Annotated in this window: 20 protein-coding genes and 1 tRNA gene; 14 read left to right on the forward strand and 7 right to left on the reverse strand. The window is 49.1% G+C overall.

Going from position 1 to position 17096, the window contains the following annotated elements; translation table 11 throughout:
* Position 1 precedes the first annotated feature (1 nt).
* The 4 genes from AF_RS10065 to mfnA are packed head-to-tail and all read right to left on the reverse strand — an operon-like array spanning position 2 to position 2837.
* The gene (locus AF_RS10065; protein ID WP_010879493.1) at positions 2-538 is read right to left on the reverse strand and encodes an adenylate kinase family protein; all 537 of its coding nucleotides are present in this window, start codon (positions 536-538) and stop codon (positions 2-4) included.
* The gene (gene hisC / locus AF_RS10070; RefSeq protein ID WP_231487506.1) at positions 532-1596 is read right to left on the reverse strand and encodes a histidinol-phosphate transaminase; all 1065 of its coding nucleotides are present in this window, start codon (positions 1594-1596) and stop codon (positions 532-534) included. The genes AF_RS10065 and hisC overlap by 7 nt, the downstream gene beginning before the upstream one ends.
* Positions 1580-1729, reverse strand: a complete 150-nt coding sequence (locus AF_RS13220) for a hypothetical protein (RefSeq protein WP_010879495.1) — start codon at positions 1727-1729, stop codon at positions 1580-1582. The genes hisC and AF_RS13220 overlap by 17 nt, the downstream gene beginning before the upstream one ends.
* A gap of 4 nt (positions 1730-1733) precedes the next feature.
* Complete coding sequence (gene mfnA, locus AF_RS10075) at positions 1734-2837, reverse strand: tyrosine decarboxylase MfnA (RefSeq protein WP_010879496.1); 1104 nt, start codon at positions 2835-2837, stop codon at positions 1734-1736.
* A gap of 48 nt (positions 2838-2885) precedes the next feature.
* Here mfnA and AF_RS10080 point away from each other — a divergent pair, with 48 nt between their 5' ends.
* From AF_RS10080 to AF_RS10090, 3 genes are read left to right on the forward strand one after another with little or no spacing between them, the layout of a single operon-like run.
* Positions 2886-3488, forward strand: a complete 603-nt coding sequence (locus tag AF_RS10080; protein WP_010879497.1) for a molybdenum cofactor guanylyltransferase — start codon at positions 2886-2888, stop codon at positions 3486-3488.
* The gene (moaA, locus tag AF_RS10085) at positions 3458-4348 is read left to right on the forward strand and encodes a GTP 3',8-cyclase MoaA (protein ID WP_010879498.1); all 891 of its coding nucleotides are present in this window, start codon (positions 3458-3460) and stop codon (positions 4346-4348) included. The genes AF_RS10080 and moaA overlap by 31 nt, the downstream gene beginning before the upstream one ends.
* A 3-nt stretch (positions 4349-4351) precedes the next feature.
* A complete protein-coding gene (locus AF_RS10090; RefSeq protein ID WP_010879499.1) occupies positions 4352-5011 on the forward strand; it encodes a 2,5-diamino-6-(ribosylamino)-4(3H)-pyrimidinone 5'-phosphate reductase in 660 nt (219 codons plus the stop codon).
* Here the strand turns inward: AF_RS10090 and AF_RS10095 are convergent.
* Positions 5001-5321: a transcriptional regulator gene (locus tag AF_RS10095; protein ID WP_010879500.1), complete on the reverse strand. Its 321-nt coding sequence runs from the start codon at positions 5319-5321 to the stop codon at positions 5001-5003. The two genes, AF_RS10090 and AF_RS10095, sit on opposite strands and share 11 nt — an antisense overlap.
* Positions 5322-5428: 107 nt before the next feature.
* Between AF_RS10095 and AF_RS10100 the strand changes: the two genes are divergently transcribed.
* The 4 genes from AF_RS10100 (at position 5429) to AF_RS10115 (ending at position 8389) form a co-directional block, all read left to right on the forward strand.
* A complete protein-coding gene (locus tag AF_RS10100; protein WP_048064511.1) occupies positions 5429-6829 on the forward strand; it encodes a radical SAM/SPASM domain-containing protein in 1401 nt (466 codons plus the stop codon).
* 46 nt (positions 6830-6875) lie between these two features.
* A complete protein-coding gene (locus AF_RS10105; RefSeq protein ID WP_010879502.1) occupies positions 6876-7574 on the forward strand; it encodes a hypothetical protein in 699 nt (232 codons plus the stop codon).
* A gap of 175 nt (positions 7575-7749) precedes the next feature.
* Positions 7750-8010 carry an AbrB/MazE/SpoVT family DNA-binding domain-containing protein gene (locus tag AF_RS10110; protein WP_010879503.1) on the forward strand — a complete coding sequence of 87 codons (261 nt, stop codon included), beginning with the start codon at positions 7750-7752 and terminating at the stop codon, positions 8008-8010.
* Positions 7976-8389, forward strand: a complete 414-nt coding sequence (locus AF_RS10115) for a type II toxin-antitoxin system VapC family toxin (protein WP_010879504.1) — start codon at positions 7976-7978, stop codon at positions 8387-8389. The genes AF_RS10110 and AF_RS10115 overlap by 35 nt, the downstream gene beginning before the upstream one ends.
* A gap of 85 nt (positions 8390-8474) precedes the next feature.
* Here the strand turns inward: AF_RS10115 and AF_RS10120 are convergent.
* A tRNA-Pro gene (locus tag AF_RS10120) sits at positions 8475-8548 on the reverse strand.
* A 116-nt stretch (positions 8549-8664) separates the two neighbouring features.
* Here AF_RS10120 and AF_RS10125 point away from each other — a divergent pair.
* The 7 genes from AF_RS10125 to AF_RS10155 all read left to right on the forward strand — a co-directional run bounded on the left by AF_RS10125 (position 8665) and on the right by AF_RS10155 (position 16527).
* Complete coding sequence (locus tag AF_RS10125) at positions 8665-9987, forward strand: phenylacetate--CoA ligase family protein (RefSeq protein ID WP_010879505.1); 1323 nt, start codon at positions 8665-8667, stop codon at positions 9985-9987.
* A gap of 63 nt (positions 9988-10050) precedes the next feature.
* On the forward strand, positions 10051-11256 hold the full coding sequence (locus AF_RS10130; protein ID WP_010879506.1) for an MFS transporter: 1206 nt from the start codon (positions 10051-10053) through the stop codon (positions 11254-11256).
* 9 nt (positions 11257-11265) lie between these two features.
* Complete coding sequence (locus AF_RS10135) at positions 11266-12897, forward strand: thiamine pyrophosphate-binding protein (protein WP_010879507.1); 1632 nt, start codon at positions 11266-11268, stop codon at positions 12895-12897.
* 1 nt (position 12898) lies between these two features.
* Complete coding sequence (locus tag AF_RS10140) at positions 12899-13822, forward strand: NAD-dependent epimerase/dehydratase family protein (protein WP_010879508.1); 924 nt, start codon at positions 12899-12901, stop codon at positions 13820-13822.
* On the forward strand, positions 13819-14664 hold the full coding sequence (locus AF_RS10145) for a 3-hydroxyacyl-CoA dehydrogenase family protein (protein WP_010879509.1): 846 nt from the start codon (positions 13819-13821) through the stop codon (positions 14662-14664). Before AF_RS10140 ends, AF_RS10145 begins: the two co-directional genes overlap by 4 nt.
* Positions 14661-15395 carry a sulfite exporter TauE/SafE family protein gene (locus AF_RS10150; protein WP_010879510.1) on the forward strand — a complete coding sequence of 245 codons (735 nt, stop codon included), beginning with the start codon at positions 14661-14663 and terminating at the stop codon, positions 15393-15395. The genes AF_RS10145 and AF_RS10150 overlap by 4 nt, the downstream gene beginning before the upstream one ends.
* A complete protein-coding gene (locus AF_RS10155; protein ID WP_048064512.1) occupies positions 15388-16527 on the forward strand; it encodes an iron-containing alcohol dehydrogenase in 1140 nt (379 codons plus the stop codon). The genes AF_RS10150 and AF_RS10155 overlap by 8 nt, the downstream gene beginning before the upstream one ends.
* On the opposite strand, the gene AF_RS10160 is transcribed toward AF_RS10155, so the two are convergent.
* Positions 16492-17067 (reverse strand): hypothetical protein, encoded by a 576-nt coding sequence (locus tag AF_RS10160; protein ID WP_010879512.1) that lies wholly within the window; start codon positions 17065-17067, stop codon positions 16492-16494. The genes AF_RS10155 and AF_RS10160 overlap by 36 nt on opposite strands.
* Between the last annotated feature and the right edge of the window lie 29 nt (positions 17068-17096).

Consider the following 17096-nt stretch of genomic DNA (forward strand, 5'->3'; position numbering starts at 1 on the left):
CTCACACCTTCCTCATAAACTCCTCAATTCTGTCCTCAAGCTCAGAAAGCCAGTCTATACCTCCCGGCTTATACCTTTTCCTCGCCTCCCTGTCTCCCCTTATTATGGCCTCAACAGCCTCAATAACCTCCTCAAGGCTCATTTCGGTTGTATCAATCTCGTAAACCTCACTGGCATGCTCAAGAGCCTCAACAAGGATTACGTCAAGCATCTCTGCCTCAAGATTTTCCAGCAGCTTCTCCTCGCTCCAGTTCCTACCCTTTAACCTCTCCCTAAGCACAGCAGGATTGCACCTCAGCACAATGGCCACATCAGGCTTCAGAAGATGGGAGAGGTGACCCTCCACAATTCCCTCAAAATCAATTCTTGCTGCAAGGCTTTCAACATCAATAACAATCTCCCCATCCTCCTCATCGATTATGCAACCATGCTTCTCCGCCAGCTCCACAACAGTCGCAACTTTATACCCCCTCTCCCTCAACCGCTCAGCAACGCTGCTTTTTCCCGTGCCGGGAGTGCCAGTAAGGGCAATCAGCATCCAAGCACCTCTTTCAAAGCCTCAAGGAACATGTCGTTTTCCTCTGGCCTTCCAACAGTCACTCTGATGTGGTTACCGCAACCAACAAAGCTGCTGCAGTCCCTCACTATAACCCCTCTCTTCAGCAGCTCCTCTGCCAGATTCTCAACGGGGCTCTCAAAGAAGAGGAAGTTCGCCTGTGAGAGATTTACCTCTACGAGCTTCTTCAACTCTTTGTACAGCCTCTCCCTCTCCGCCTTTATTCTCCCCACACAGCTTCGCATCCACTCCACATCATCGAGAGCCGCCTCAGCAGCCTTTGCAGCGGGAGTTGAGAGGGGGAAGGGAGTCATTGCCGCCCTGAAGGGGCTAACGAGCCATTCAGGTAGCAAGGCATATCCAATTCTCAGGTTCGCCAGCCCGAAGGCCTTTGAGAAAGTTCGGGCAATTACAACATTCTCCGCATCGACGCTAAAGGATACATCGGAAAACTCAACGTAGGCCTCATCGAGGAAGATAAGGGCATTGGTTGAGTTAACAAGCTCCTCTATTAGCTTAGCATCCTCCGCATTCCCCGTTGGATTGTTGGGATTGCAGATGAGGATAATTTTGGTTTTCTGAGTTATGGCATCAAAAATGGACTCATCAATGCGGTAGTTCTCGCCTCTCCTCACCAGAACTTCCTTCCCGCAGCTAAGCTTTGTTAGAATGTGGTAGTAAGGGAAGGTCGGAATCGGTATGACGACCTCATCCCCCTCGTCTATGAGAATTCTGAAGAGCGTTTCAAGGATTCCGTCAATTCCTGCCCCCACCACAACTCTATCAGCATCCCATCCAGTGTAATCGGATATCTTCTCCCTCAGCTCCCTGTACTCTGGATTCGGATAGATGTGCAGGTCGGAGTAGCTCCTGAACGCTTCTATGGCTTTTGGGCTCGGCCCATAGGGATTCTCGTTCGAGGCAAGCTTAACCACTCTTTCAAGGCCGTACTTCCTCTTAACCTCCTCAATGCTCTTTCCCGGAATGTATTTTGAGAGTTCTGCACACTTCCTCAGCAACCTCTCACCGCACAACCTCAATCTGCACTATGTCCCAGTCCTCATCAACGCCCTTTAGCGTTGAGACGAGAGCCTCAATAACCCTCCCAAACACTTTGGTCACGAACTCGTTCATCTCTATGTCTTCACCATCAACAACAAGCCTTACCTCCATCCTATCACCTCCTTAAAACCTTCCTGAAATCGCTTATGAAGTTCTTAATAACCTCTTCCGTCACGTGGGGCATAACAACAAATCTTATGGCCTTTGGCTCCCTGATTGTCGAGATGACCCACCTCATCCTGTAAAGCTCCTCCTTAATCCTTTCAGCCTCATCCGTTCTGAAGGAAACAACGTTCATGACAGGCTCGATAACGGGCTCAAAGCCCAGATCCCTCATCTCCTCGACGAGGATTCGAGTGTTCTTCAGGCAGTTTTTAACAACCTCCCTCATTCCCTCAAAGCCCAGAGACTTCAAAACAGCATAGGCTGAGGCCACACCAGTCCCCGGCCTTGTCCCTGTTAAAGTGAATTGAGTTTTTGACGTCAGGTAGGGAGTTTCCACCTCCAGAGCCCTCAGGTAGCTCTCATTCCTGAAAATGATTCCCCCAGCAGGGATGGTTGCCATCCCCATCTTGTGGGGGTCTATGGTTATCGACGAAACGCCCCTATTCTGGAAATCGAAGGGATAAGGATTGTCCATGAAAGGGATAACGAGCCCTCCAAAGGCCGCATCGACGTGAAGCTCAACCTGCCTCTCTTCTGCAAGCTTCGAGAGCTCCACAATGGGGTCAATCTGTCCAAGCTCGGTCGTTCCTGCAATGCCAACAATTGCAACAGTGTTTTCGTCCATCAAATCCTCAACCTGCCCCACGTCAACCTTATACTCCTCATCCACTCCCGCTCTTTTAATTTTAACTCCCAGAATGTCGCCAATTTTCTCAAAGGAGAAGTGAGCAGTTTTGGGAATTACAATGTTGGGATTTTCCTTCTTCTGAACATTTCTTGCCGCCCTTATTCCCTGAATGTTCGCCTCCGTGCCTCCAGAGCAGATGTAGCCCGCGGGAGTTTCGCAGTGCAGAATGTCGCCAATTAGCCTCATCAGCTTTGCCTCAAGCTCCACCGTCCCCCTGAAGATTCCGGGGTCGCCAAGGTTCGTCTCGATGAACATTCTGTGGGCCTCAACCGCAACTGGATGGGGGACGGTGCACATTGAGCTGAGCACCCTTGAGTAGGGAATGTCCTTCTCCCTGTAAGCTCTCAGCTCCTCGATGATGTCCATGGCAAAACCTCGGAAAAGTGTAATAAATAACTAACTAAAGTAAGCTCGGTGAAGGTTGCTGTCCTCGTTGGTGGAGTTGGAAGGAGAATCGGGATGGAGAAAACTGAGGTAATGCTGTGCGGCAAAAAGCTCATTGAGTGGGTTCTGGAAAAGTACTCCCCCTTTCAGACAGTCTTTGTCTGCAGGGATGAGAAGCAGGCGGAGAAGCTTTCATCGCGGTATGAGGCTGAGTTCATCTGGGATTTGCACAAAGGCGTGGGCTCCATCGCTGGAATCCATGCCGCTTTAAGGCACTTCGGAAGCTGCGTTGTTGCTGCAATAGACATGCCCTTTGTCAAGCCTGAGGTGCTGGAGCATCTTTACAAGGAGGGTGAAAAGGCGGGCTGTGACGCTCTCATTCCAAAACACGACTATCCCGAGCCTCTGCTTGCATACTACGCTGAAAGCGCTGCAGATGAGCTGGAGAGGGCAATTCTTCAGGGAATCAGAAAAATCCTCGTTCCGCTTGAGAGGCTCAATGTTGTTTACTATCCTGTGGAAAAGCTGAGAAAGTTTGATAAGGAGCTAATCTCATTTTTCAACATCAACACTCCTGATGATTTAAAGAGGGCTGAAGAGATATGCTCAAAGATGAGTACGGAAGGGTTGTAACGAACCTGAGGATTGCCGTAACGAAAAAATGTAACCTGAGATGCTTTTACTGCCACAAAGAGGGGGAGAGTAATCCCGGAGAGGAAATCAGCGCCGAGCGCATTGTTGAGATTGCCAGAGCCTTTAAAGAGCTTGGAGTGAGAAAGCTGAAGATTACGGGCGGTGAGCCTCTGCTCAGAAAGGATTTGCCCGACATAATCCTGAACCTCCCCGAATTCGAAGAGATTTCGATGACGACAAACGGAATTCTCCTCGAAAAGTACGCTGAGGAGCTCAGGGAGTGTGGGCTCAGTAGAGTTAACGTGAGCCTCGACACGCTCGATGCTGAGAAGTACAGGTGGATAACGGGAGGTGGGGAGGTTCAGAAGGTGGTTAACGGAATTGAGAAGGCATGCGAGGTTGGACTTACACCTGTAAAGATTAACATGCTCGTGTTGGGAGGAGTGAACGATAACGAGGTTGATGAGCTGCTGGAGTTTACGAACTCCTTCAACAGAGGTAATACCAAAGCCATTCTGCAGGTCATTGAACTTGTTCCCTTTCCGGGCTTTGAGAAGTACTTCTTCGACATCTCAACCATCGAGGAAAAGTACGCCAGAATGGCCACACAAAGGAGGGTAAGGGCAATGCACCGCAGAACGCAGTACTTCACGCCCAAAGGGGTAATTGAGTTCGTGAAGCCGATGGACAACACCGCCTTCTGCATGCACTGCAACAGGATGAGGGTTACCTCTGACGGCAAGCTTAAGCCCTGCCTTCTGAGGAATGAAACCATCACCATTGACGGGAAGCACGGGGAGGAGCTTGCGAGGGCGATAATAGAGACTGTAAGGAAAAGAGAGCCTTACTTTAAAGGTTGAAGTATGCGCCCCTATGTTTTTGTCAACGTCGCTGCAAGCCTTGATGGGAAGATAAGTGATGAGAGCAGGAAGCAGCTCAGAATATCCTGCGAAGAGGATTTAAGGATCGTGGACAGGTTGAGGGCCGAGAGCGATGCTATAATGGTTGGTATAGGAACGGTCCTTGCTGATGACCCAAGGCTCACCGTTAAAAGTGCTGAATTGAGAGAGAAAAGGCAGAAGGATGGAAAGGAGCCGAATCCTCTGAGAGTTGTTGTGGACAGCAGGTGCAGAGTGCCTCTGACCGCCAGAATTCTTAATGACGAGGCAAGAACGCTCGTTGCCGTTTCAAGGATTGCTCCAGAAGAAAAAGTTAGGGAAGTTAAAAAGGTTGCAGAGGTGGCCGTTTTTGGAGAAGAGAGAGTCGAGCTATCAGCCCTTCTGGAATTTCTCCACAGGAAGGGTGTAAGAAGGCTGATGGTTGAGGGTGGGGGGACGCTGATTTCATCACTAATCTCACAAAACCTCGTCGATGAGATAAGAATTTACTACGGGCCAATTTTCATAGGAGGTAGAGACTCTCCAACAGTTTGCGATGGGGAATCCTTTTTGAAAAAATGCAGAATTGAGAAAATTGAAAGGATTGGGGAGGGGTTTGCAGTTACAGCAAGATTCAATCGGTGAACATTTTCTCTATTCTCTCAATCTCACCCAAAATCGAGGATTTGAATTCCTTCAAAACCTTCTCGGGTTTTTCCGCAGAGTAAATGTAACCCACCCATCCTTTCTCCACAATCTCCCTCCTCACGAAGCCTCTTTTGAGCAACACCTTCAGCCTGTCCCTCACGAATCTTGCAGAGAGGTCAAGCTCTCTGGCGATTTCGCTCACTCTCATCCCCCCTCTCTCCAGAAGGAGGGAGTAAATCCTCACATCGGAAGGTTTGAAGCTCAACTTTTCCAGCGCTTTGACCAGCTCGCCAAGAGGGTTGCTCATCTATCATTCCTTGTGCATCCAGATATTTAACCTTTTGGAACTAAATAGTTCATACATAGGAACAATTCAGGCGTAATGAATAAATATCGCATGTCATACATGTGGACATGAACGTGGAAATTTTTGCTGGCATTGTCAACAACCCTTTAACCAAAAAAGCACTCAGAAATCTTTCAGGTTCATGCAAAACCTGTGGAGACAAAAGAATAAAGATTGCCATAGATTACGCTCTCGGCTACCGCAGTGATGCCTGTTGGAAGTGCAGGGCTGCTGCCAAAGTTGTCAAGAAGGTTATTGAGGCTGGCGGAAGGGCATTCAATGTTGACATGAATGAAATAAGGGAGAAGTTCAGAGATGCTTACTGGAGAAAGGGGTTGGCGAGCGTTATCAAAGGAATAGCCCACTTCGGAGTCAGAAAGCCCTTCGTTCCCGGCGCGCCCTTTCAGGTTGTGTGGGACATCACATATTCCTGCAACCTCCGCTGCAAGCACTGCTACGCAACAGCAGGCAAACCACTACAGGATGAGCTAACAACCGATGAAGCTCTCGAAACAATCGACAAGCTGGACAGGCTTGGCGTCACAATCATCGCCTTTTCCGGAGGAGAACCGCTCGTAAGAAGGGACATCTTCGAGCTGACGAGATACGCTGCCGAGAAGGGGATTTACGTTGCCATAGCAACCAACGGAACCCTAATAACAGAAGAAATAGCTAAAAGGATGAAGGAGAATGGAGTTGGCTACGTGCAGATCAGCCTTGATGGGATGAAAGAGACTCATGAGGCTTTCAGGGGGATAAGGGGTTGCTTCGACAAAACAGTTGAGGGGATCAGGAATGCTGTCAAGACGGGATTGTTCGTTAACGTTTCCATGACGGTGACCAGATACAACTACCACGAGGTGCCCAAAGTGGTCGAGCTCTGCGAAAAGCTGGGAGTGAACTGGTTCATGCACTACAACTTCATCCCAACAGGAAGAGGTAGAGAGATAGTGGAGGCGGACATAACTCCCGAGCAGAGGGAGGAGCTGCTGAAATGGCTCTACGAGAAAAACTACAGCTCGAACATTTCCCTGCTCTCAACCGCCCCCCAGTTTGCCCGCGTTGCACTGCAGTGTCAGGGAGAGATTGTGCCGACGCACTTCTACAATGTAAACGCTGGTGAGAGGCTGAAGGAGCTGGCGGAGTTCATTGGTGGTTGTGGGGCTGGGAGGTTCTACTTCGCCATAAAGGCGAACGGCGACATTCAGCCCTGCGTCTTCTTCCCGCTTAAGGTTGGTAATGTGAGGGAGGATGATCTGGAGGAGCTTTGGCTTCACAACCACGTTTTCGAGGATTTGAGGGATAAGGATATTCTTGAGGGCTGTGGAAGCTGTGGATACAGGTACGTGTGTGGAGGCTGCAGAGCTAGGGCCTACAACTACTTTGGAGACTACACTAAGCCCGATCCCGGGTGTGTGAATAATAGAAGGTGGTGGGAGAGGATTAGTAAAATTGAGGTTAGGGCTTGAGGCCTAAATAGTAAAATTTTTATTTTTGTTAGCATGTAGCTAATTTATGTCACCAGATACCGAGGAACAAACTGGCTTAACGATATACCTCTACCCTGTGATTGCATGGATAATTCTGGTCACAAAAATTGAAAGTGGGTTGAGGACAAGGACCTTCCCAGTAGTTCACGGAGATGAAGGCAACAATTTAATACCACTTCCAGAAGACGTGAAAAACATCCGAATCGTGCAATCATGGCCCGACACTTTTCTGGCCAAGGCAACTGTTGGAGCTGAAACCATAGATATGGGAATTCACGTATCTCCAGATGTTGAAGCCCTTAAAAAGGAAGCTATCGAGCTTATAAAGCACAAGGGTTCCCTGAGAAAGGCCAAAAAGGATGCTGAAAGAGAAAGTATAGTTAGTGGCTGGTTCCAATCGAAATTCCAATCAGAACTGTTAAATCTCAAAAAAGGGTGGAGAATAAGGGGGATAGTGAGAGCTGAATCTCCAGAATCAAAAACTCTTTTCAACATCGAGCTTATCAAGAGAGTTGAGAGGAGAAAAGACGCCAGCCATTTACGAAGTGGGGTGTTCACACCATATCAAAAATCGAGAATAGAAGACATACCTCTCTCACAGAGAAAAATTGAACCCGGAGAAGTGGATGTTCCCATACCTTACGACGGAATATACAGAATTGCCATCAGTCCGAACGTAAAAACCACCTACTTCGTTGAGCTCTTTGTTGAAAAAGGGTCTTAGGATTAAGGGAGGGGCCCGATAGATTTGAACATCGAGGAGACGGATGAAGGTTATGTAGCTCAGGCACTGGGGCACTCAATTTTTACACTTGAAGTAAAGAAGGATAAAGGAGCAGGCAGTCTTGTCGTAAGCTTAATAATAAGTTTTATAACCTTCACATCGAAATTCATACCTAATGGTAAGAACGAGAACTGTTGGCAAGAAGGGACAGGTTACAATTCCAAAAGAGATCAGGGAAAAGTTCGGTTTGAAGGAGGGTGAGAAAGTCGTCTTTGAGATTAGAGGAGATGAAATCATCTTGAGACCGGAAAAAAGCGGAAGAGATTATGTGGAGGAGCTTACTTCAATCATTGAGAAGAAGCTTGAAGCACCAGAACCTGCTGAACTGAAGAGGTTGTACTATGGACAGATTGAAAAGCGCGTATCTGGACTCTAATGTTTTCATTTATGCAACGCTTTACTCGGGAAAGACTGCCGAAAAATCGAAGGAGTACCTCTTAAGAGCTTCAGATGGCGAATTCAACGCATTTACATCAACGCTTACGTGGGATGAAGTTGTGTATGTCGTAAGAAAAGTTGCTGGAATAGAAGAAGGCATTAAAGCTGGAGAAATTCTGCTTAAAATGCCATTCATTGAGTTTCTGGATGTTGATTTTGCTGTTTGTGAAGAAGCCCAGAAGCTTGCTGAGAAGTATAATCTATTGCCGAGAGATGCAATTCATGCTGTCCTTGCCCTGAAATACTGCGATGGTGTGATTATTAGCAACGATGCAGATTTCGATGTTGTTGATGGACTGAAAAGAATGTTTGATTAAAGAATCAACCTGTCAGCTTTTCTGGAACTGCAGCTCAGACAGTATCTGGCAGTATTAAAAAACGGTTTTCCCGCCAGTTCAATGATGGGGCCGCCGAGATTTGAACTCGGGTCACCGGCTCCCAAAGCCGAGAGGATCACCAGGCTACCCTACGGCCCCTCTGTAATGATTAAAGGCAGTGGCTTTTAAAGCCTTTTGCTGCAAACGCATTCGTTTTTCAGGATGGTGAAGTATTTAAATCCTGCCTCCCTCATGACAGAAAGATACACTTTATCATGGTGATAAGAATGGCCTACAGCGAGCTATACTGGCAGAAGGAGGAAGTGATGCCTAAGAAGGAGCTTGAGGAGCTTCAGCTCAAGAGGTTGAGGTGGGTTGTCAGACACGCCTATGAGAACGTGGCTCATTACAGGCGAAAGCTGAAGGAAGCAGGAGTTCATCCTGACGACATAAAGAAGCGAGAAGATATTGCAAAAATTCCGTTCACCACAAAAAAAGACTTTGCAGAGAACTATCCCTTCGGGCTTTTTGCTGTCCCAAAGGAGGAAATCGTCAGACTCCACACATCGAGCGGCACAACTGGAAAGCCAAAGGTTGTTGGATACACCGCCAACGACCTTGAGAACTGGATCAATCTTGTTGCGAGATGCCTTTACATGGTTGGAGTGAGGAAGCACGATATTTTCCAGAACATGGCGAACTACGCCTTCTTCACAGGTGGCCTGGGAATCCACGACGGGGCGGAAAGAATAGGCGCAATGGTGATTCCAGCTGGTGTGGGGAACACGGAGAGGCAGGTGAGATGCATGGCCGACTTCGGCACCACAGCGATACATTCAACCCCAAGCTACGCGCTCCACGTCAAGGAGGTTGCCGAAGAACTCGGAGTGGATGACAAGCTCAGCCTGAGAATCGGATGCTTTGGAGCGGAGCCGTGGAGTGAGAACACAAGAAAAAGGCTGGAAGATGCGTTCAACATCAAGGCCTTCGATAGCTACGGTTTGAGTGAGATGAACGGGCCTGGAGTCGCGTTTGAGTGCGAAGAGCAGCACGGGCTTCACATTTGGGCAGACCACTACTTCATCGAAATCATCGACCCGCAAACCGGAGAGCCGCTTTCGGAGGGAGAGAAGGGAGAGCTCGTCCTTACACCGCTTACAAAGGAGGCTTTGCCCGTGCTACGATACAGAACTGGTGACATCACCTACATAATGGACGATGAGTGCTCCTGCGGCAGAACGCATCCCAAGATACACCGCATTCTTGGTAGGAGCGATGACATGATAATAGTAAGAGGAATAAACGTCTTTCCGAGTCAGATTGAGCATGTGCTAATGCAGATTCCGGAAGTTGGCGATCACTTCCAAGTTGTCATAACCAGAAACGGCACACTCGATGAGATTACAGTTAGGGTGGAGGTCAGGGATGAGCTATTCACAGGAGAACTTTTCGACCTGCAGAGATTGCAGCAGAAAGTGCAGAGGGAGCTTCAGAAGGAACTTGGGCTGAGAACGAACGTTGAGCTGGTGGAGAAGGGGACAATCGAGAGGTCAAAGGGTAAGGCCAAGAGGGTTCTTGACCTCAGAGAAGAGCTCTAAAGTGTGCATTTTATGCATATTTATTTGCATAAAATTTTTAGCTTTTTAATTCTTTAAATTTCCATGGGTGAATTCTCCAAGTTTGAGAAACTAATAGTCCTTCTTGCAGCCGCCATAGGATGGTCACACGATGCTGTTGGGCTCACACTGCTTAACTTCCTTGCAGAGCCAATAATGAGGGAGTTCAACGTGGGTACGCTTGAAATCGGATTTATATTCTCCGCCCAGTACATTTTCTGCATCTTCGGAGCAATGCTTTTTGGGGAGATGGGGGACAGATTTGGGAGGAAAAATGCCCTGATATTATCCATACTCTGGGTTGCGGTTTTCAGCGTTCTCTCAGCCTTTGCCCCCAACTTCTGGACTCTCGCAATTCTTAGGCTCATTTCGGGAATGGGCGTGACTTGGGGGCTTGCGTTCACCTACATGAGCGAGTTCTACTCTCCAAAGAGAAGGGGGCTGTTTGGCGGTTTGATTCACGCCACCTTCGTTTTCGGATTCATCCTTTCAGCCCTCTCAGTGTCCCTGATTTACCCCATTTACGGCTGGAGAGCCTGCTTTTTCGTCACCCTCTATCCCATTCCTTTCCTGATACTCTTTGCCAAATACCTGCCAGAATCGAGGATATGGGAAAAGCACAGCGCCGAGATGGATAAAAGCCTGAGGCTGGCCGAAATTGTGAGAGAGAGCAGGTATCTAAGGCTACTGGTGCTCGCCACATTCCTTTTCTGGCTCGCAGAATTCGCCTACCATGCAATAGTTGACTGGTCGCCAACATTCATCATAAGGCAGTTCAACTACCGCCCTGAGGAGGCAAGCATGATTGTTCTACGCATTTCTCTCGTTGCCCTCATCGTTCTCCCATTCTTCGGCCTCATCAGCGATTACATTGGAAGGAGGTCGAGCTTTGCCATCTCCGCTTCAATAGGGCTGCTTGGCTGCTTAATGCTTGCTTACTTCACTCTGGTGAACTACAATCCTGGTCTTGCTCTTCTTTCCCTCTTCGTCATACCCATCGGCTTCGGCTCCCATGCACTCTTCGGAGTGTGGAGCAGCGAGATGTTCCCAACAAAGGTGAGGGCAACTGCCACCTCTGTTATTTTCAGCATAGCCAGAGGTCTTTCGGTGGGCGGGCTAATTGTGGGCTACGTTGCAACCTTCTCAAGCCTGCTTTACGGAATGCTTCTCGGAGGGATTGCGTTCTTGCTGATGTGCATATTTCCGTGGCTTCTTCCCGAAACGAAGGGAAGAGAGCTGGAGGAGTTTTAGGGTGATGTTATGGACGGTGCTGAAGCTGTTGCGAAAGCTTTGTTGAGGGAAAAAATTGACTGCGCCTTTTCACTGCCAAGCGGAGAGATTCTGCCAGTCTGTGAGTACCTTGAGGCTGAGGGTGTGAGGGTTATATTCACAAGGCACGAGCAGGCCGCAGGAAACGCTGCCGACGGCTATGCGAGAGTAACGAGAAGGCCGGGATTTTGCATTGTCCCCACGGGGCCGGGATTGGCGAATCTCATGCCCGCCCTTGCTCAGGCTTACTACGCCTCAAGCCCCGTAGTCGCAATTGCGGGACACAGCAGGTATGTGAACCTTGACAGGGAAGCTTTTGAGGAGATTGACGGCTATCTCTGGGTTAAGGAGTACACGAAGTGGTCGAGGCTCGTTCCCTTCACTCACAGACTCCACGAATACGTTCAGGAGGCTTTCAGGAGAGCCCTGTCTGGGAGATATGGACCAGTGCTACTCGAAATTCCGAAAGATGTGTTGAATGCTGATATTGATGGCAAAGTTGAGCTTGCAGAGCCGAGAAACTACAGGTACACAGGAAGAGTTGGATGTGAGGAGGAATACATTTACAGAGCACTGGAGATGCTGTTGAATGCCGAAAAACCACTCATAGTGGCTGGAAGCGGGGTCTACTGGAGCAGGGCGGAGAATTTTATGATTGCCTTTGCCGAGAAGCTTTCCATTCCCGTCAGCGTTAGCGGGCTCGGAGGCTGCTGCATCTCTCCCGACCATCCCCTCTTTGCGGGTCAGGCTTCCGCATCTCCTGCTGTGATGCAGAGTGACTTTGTATTGGTTGTGGGAACGAGGTTCGACGAGTTCCTCGGTTTTGGACAGAAGTTCAAGGGTAAGGTGGTTCATGTTGACATCGACGCTTGCGAGCTGGCGAAGAACAGGTATGTTGACATCGCCATTAGCTGCGATGCGGGATACTTCTTCTCAAAAGCTCTTGCAATGCTTGAGGGGGAGAAAAAATTCGAGAACTGGGCAAGGCCGATAATGGAGGGAGTGAACAGAATGTTCGAGGAGGCTGCGAAGGGAGAGGATAAGCCAATGAAGCCGCAGCGATTGATGAGAGAGCTCAACGAGGTTTTGAGTAGGGACGACATCGTCATCCTCGATGGCGGGGAGACAACAGCCTGGGGCCTTCTATACCTCAAAAAGGGTAAGGTTATAAGCTCTCAGGGACCCTTCGGGCATCTTGGCGCTGGGATTCCCATGGGAATTGCTGCAAAGGCGGCATATCCAGAAAAAAGAGTTTTCGTTGTCACAGGAGACGGGAGCTTTTTGTTCAATGGAGCCGAAATAGATACTGCTGTAAGACACGGTCTGCAGGTAGTAGTAGTTGTGGTCAACGACTCCGCTTGGGGCTTGGTGAACCACACAAGGCTGCTTTCAACGAAGTCAGCAGAGAGGGCGAGTTATGGGGTTATGCTCAACCCCGCTGCCAGATACGACAGGTTTGCAGAGAGTTTGGAAGCGTATGGAGAGCTGGTTGAGAAATCTGGGGAAGTTAAGGAGGCTGTGAAAAGAGCCTTTGACTCTGCTCTGCCAGCTGTTCTGGACGTGAGGGTGAAGCTCGACGAAATCTCTCCCCTCGCCTACCTGCTCTCAGGCTCGGAGGGATAAGATGGCCGTGCTCATCACAGGAGGGGCGGGGTTTCTTGGGAGGTTTGTAGCGAAACACTTCGACTCTCCTGTGATTCTCGACCTGAAAGAGGGAAAAGGGGGAATTTTTGAGTTTGGGAGCGTTACAGCATGGTCGGACATTGCAGAAGTTTTCAGGAAGCACGAGATTGAGGGGGTGATTCACGCTGCCGCGGAGCTTTCAGTAAAGGCAGAGAAGAGCCATGTGGATGCTTTCAGGGCAAATGTTGAGGGGGCGCTCAACATACTCGAAGCCTGCAGAGTCTTCGATGTGGAGAAGGTTGTTTTCACCAGCAGCCACTCCGTTTACGGCCCAAGAAGCTACCCCTTCACGGAGTTTTCATACAGAGACCCCACAACCTTCTACGGGGCTACAAAAGCCTGCTCAGAAATTCTGGGAACTTACTACAGCTACACCTACGGCATTGATTTTCGGGCTGTGAGGTTTCCCATCCTCGTCGGGCCTTTCAGGAGGGGGATGGGGGCGAGCGTAGCCTTCTCTTCTCTCATCGATGATGCTTTCTTCAATGGCACGTCCGTCATTACCCTGCCAGAGGAGACAAAGCTCCCCGTTCTTTATGTTAAAGATGCTGCAGAGCTCGTTTTCAGGTTATACAGCATAGATAGAGTTTCAAAGCCAATATTCAACGTTGGTGGCGTTGTCCTCTCCATAAAAGACATTGTCGAGGCGGTGAAGAAATTCATTCCCTTCAAGCCTCAATTCAGGATCGATGACGAAAGCAGGAGAATTGCGCAGCAGTGGACGCTCATGACTGAAATGGTTGAGAAAGCGGGGATAATCGACAAGTACAGCAGAATTGAAGAGCTTGATTGGGAGATTAGGTGGAAAAGCGCTGAGGAAATAGTGGAAGACCACCTTAAAACGCTTGCAGAGGTGGAAGAGTGAAGGTCTTTGTTATCGGAGCGGGACTGATGGGGAGAGGGATAGCCATTGCCATCGCTTCAAAGCATGAGGTCGTTCTGCAGGATGTAAGCGAAAAAGCTCTCGAAGCTGCAAGAGAGCAGATTCCTGAAGAGCTTTTGAGCAAGATAGAGTTCACAACCACCCTTGAAAAGGTTAAAGACTGCGACATCGTAATGGAGGCGGTTTTTGAAGACCTTAACACCAAGGTTGAAGTGCTCAGAGAGGTGGAGAGGCTCACAAATGCACCGCTCTGCTCCAACACGTCAGTCATAAGCGTTGATGATATTGCGGAGAGGCTTGACAGCCCTTCAAGATTTCTCGGCGTTCACTGGATGAATCCTCCCCACGTAATGCCCCTCGTTGAAATTGTGATTTCCAGATTTACGGACAGCAAAACAGTCGCCTTCGTGGAGGGCTTTTTGAGGGAGTTGGGAAAGGAGGTTGTTGTCTGCAAAGGCCAGTCCTTGGTGAACAGGTTCAATGCAGCTGTGCTTAGCGAAGCTTCGAGGATGATTGAGGAGGGTGTGAGGGCGGAGGACGTTGACAGAGTCTGGAAGCACCACCTCGGCCTGCTCTACACTCTGTTCGGCCCTCTGGGAAACCTTGACTACATCGGCCTCGACGTTGCCTACTACGCTTCCCTCTACCTCTACAAAAGATTTGGAGATGAGAAGTTCAAGCCGCCAGAATGGCTGCAGGAGAAAATAAAGAAGGGCGAGGTTGGTGTGAAGGCGGGAAAGGGGATTTATGAATATGGCCCTAAAGCCTATGAGGAGAGAGTTGAGAGGCTGAAAAAGCTGCTAAGGTTTCTGGGACTGGAATGAACGAAGCGACGATTGTGGCAATGTTTCTTCTCACCCTTGTGGCATTCACAGTCAGAGTTGTAACCGGATTTGGCAGCGCCATTCTCCTATCTCCAATATTCTCCAACCTCATGCCCCCGAAAGAAGCTGTGGTGCTAATCATTCTGCTCGAATCCTTCGTTAACGTGATTTTTCTGCTAAAGGAGAGGATGAACTTCAGCCTGAGAGAGATTTACCTCGGAGCCTTCTTTGGCATTGCTGCGGGAATTCTCTTCTTCGGCTTGCTTCCTCAAGAAATCGTTGGCCTTACAATCGGCGTTGCTATGGGTGTCATGGCTGCGGTTATGCTTCTCGGCGTGAATTTCAGGGTAAGGAGAACTAGACCTCTTTTCCTGAGCATGGGCTTTCTCAGCGGAGCGATGGGGGTTATAACCGGAGTCAACGGCCCTCAGATTGTGATTACCCTCGCCAATCAGGGCTATGCAGCGAGCTTCATCAGGAGCTTCATGATTACCTACCTTGTGGTCATCGATACAGCTACACTTTCCGCCTTCTTCGCCTTTGGCCACGTGAATGTCCAAATCCTTACCAACTTTCTTATTCTCGCCCCCTCCATCATCATCGCTTATGCATTGGGAAGCAGAATTCTTTCGAGGATGGATGGGGAAAGGCTGAAGAGGATAATTCTTTCAGCCGTGGTTTTGCTCTCTCTGGTGGTGATTTTAAGATACGGAGGTGGTCTGATTGGATAGCTTCAGCTTCTCCTGCGTGAGAGTTGTTTTTGGATGGGGAAGGCTGGAGAGAATTGAGGAGGAGGTTGAGAGGCTTAAGGGAGGAAAGGTGGTGTTTATTGCAGACAGGGCGGTGAGAAAGGCCGTAGAAGAGCTCAACCTCAGCTTTGACTACGAGATTTTTTCGGATGTTGAGCCTGAACCCGAAATCGGCATTGTGGATGATATCATTGAGAAATTCAGCTTCGACACGGTTGTTGGCGTTGGTGGGGGCAGCACCCTCGATGTTGCGAAGCTCACGGCAGTTGCTGCGGGGGAAAAAGCTAAGGCTGTGGAGCTGGTGGGGAAAAAGCTGCCCGAAAGGAAGTGCAAGCTCCTTCTCTGCCCCACTACAGCAGGAACCGGCTCTGAGGTGACGAAGCTAGCGGTTTTCAAAATCCCTAAAAGAGAAGTGAAGTACGTTTTCGATGACGAGAGCCTTTATGCGGATATAGCCATCATCGACCCGAAGCTCACACTCTCCTGCCCTCCTCATGTGACAGCAAGCTCAGGGATAGATGCTTTCTGCCACGCTATCGAAGCGTACACGTCCCTTTTCTCAAACCCAATCTCCGACATGTTTGCGGAGAAGGCCATTGCAATTATTCCAAAAGCTCTCAGGGAGGCTTACGCCAATGGAGAGAATGTGAGGGCAAGAACAGACATGTCTTTTGCCTCCCTCCTTGCCGGAATCGCTTTCAACTCAGCGGGCACAGGGCTGGGACACGCTTTGGGGTATGCGCACAATCACATTCACAACAGCCCCCATGGCAAGAGTGTTGGTATAACAATGCCCTACGTTCTGCAGTACAACGCCATTGCAGACCTTGAGAAGCACGCCAGAATAGCGAGGGCTTTGGGTGAGAGTGGCTCCTCTTTAAGAGAAACTGCACTAAGAGCAGGAATTGGCTTTGCCAAACTTCTGAAGGATTTAGGAATGCCCCACAAACTGAGCGACGTTGGTGCTGGAGAGGATGACATTGAGAAGATAGTGGACAGGATTTTCTTGAGCGAGAAGCACGTTCGGAGGAATCCAAGAGTTGTAAGGAGAGAGGAGATGTATGATGTGGTGAGAAAATCAATCCACGGAATCCTTCGGGAAGAAGAGTACTGAGAAGCCATTCACGGTTATCGTGTCAACCTGCATCTCGTACTTTTTGCTGTAATACTTCTCGTAGAGGTATTTCAGCAGATTGAGGTGAAGCTCGGAGACTGCTTTGCTCCTCATGTCGTGGTAGAAGACGAAGTTTAGCTTCTCCCCATCCTTCTGCACTTCAGCATGCTCCGCCCTGTTCAGCAGATTCCAGAGCCTTGCCACAACGCTGAGAAGCTCCTCAAAGTCGAGGTCGCTTATGGGCTTCTTTGAAAGATACTTGACGGCCATCTCGATCATACTCTCCCTTACAGCCCTCTCAGCATCTCCCTCAACCAGTGCGGTGTAGTGGTCCTTCGCACAGAGCATGAAGTTGAGCTCCCTGATAAAGGCTAGAATCAACAAATCCTCATCTCCCAACCTGCTGAAGTTCTCCGAGGTGTAAAGCAAATCCACTGCTTTCTCAACAACGCTGCTTGTGGTTCGATGCTTTTTCTTCAAATCCTCAATTTTTCTGGCCGTTTCAGATGACACTGTGGTATGGAGCCTGATTTTTACCATGGTTTTTATCCTCCCACTCCCTTAAAAAC

Source organism: Archaeoglobus fulgidus DSM 4304, from assembly GCF_000008665.1.
GTDB classification, from domain to species: domain Archaea; phylum Halobacteriota; class Archaeoglobi; order Archaeoglobales; family Archaeoglobaceae; genus Archaeoglobus; species Archaeoglobus fulgidus.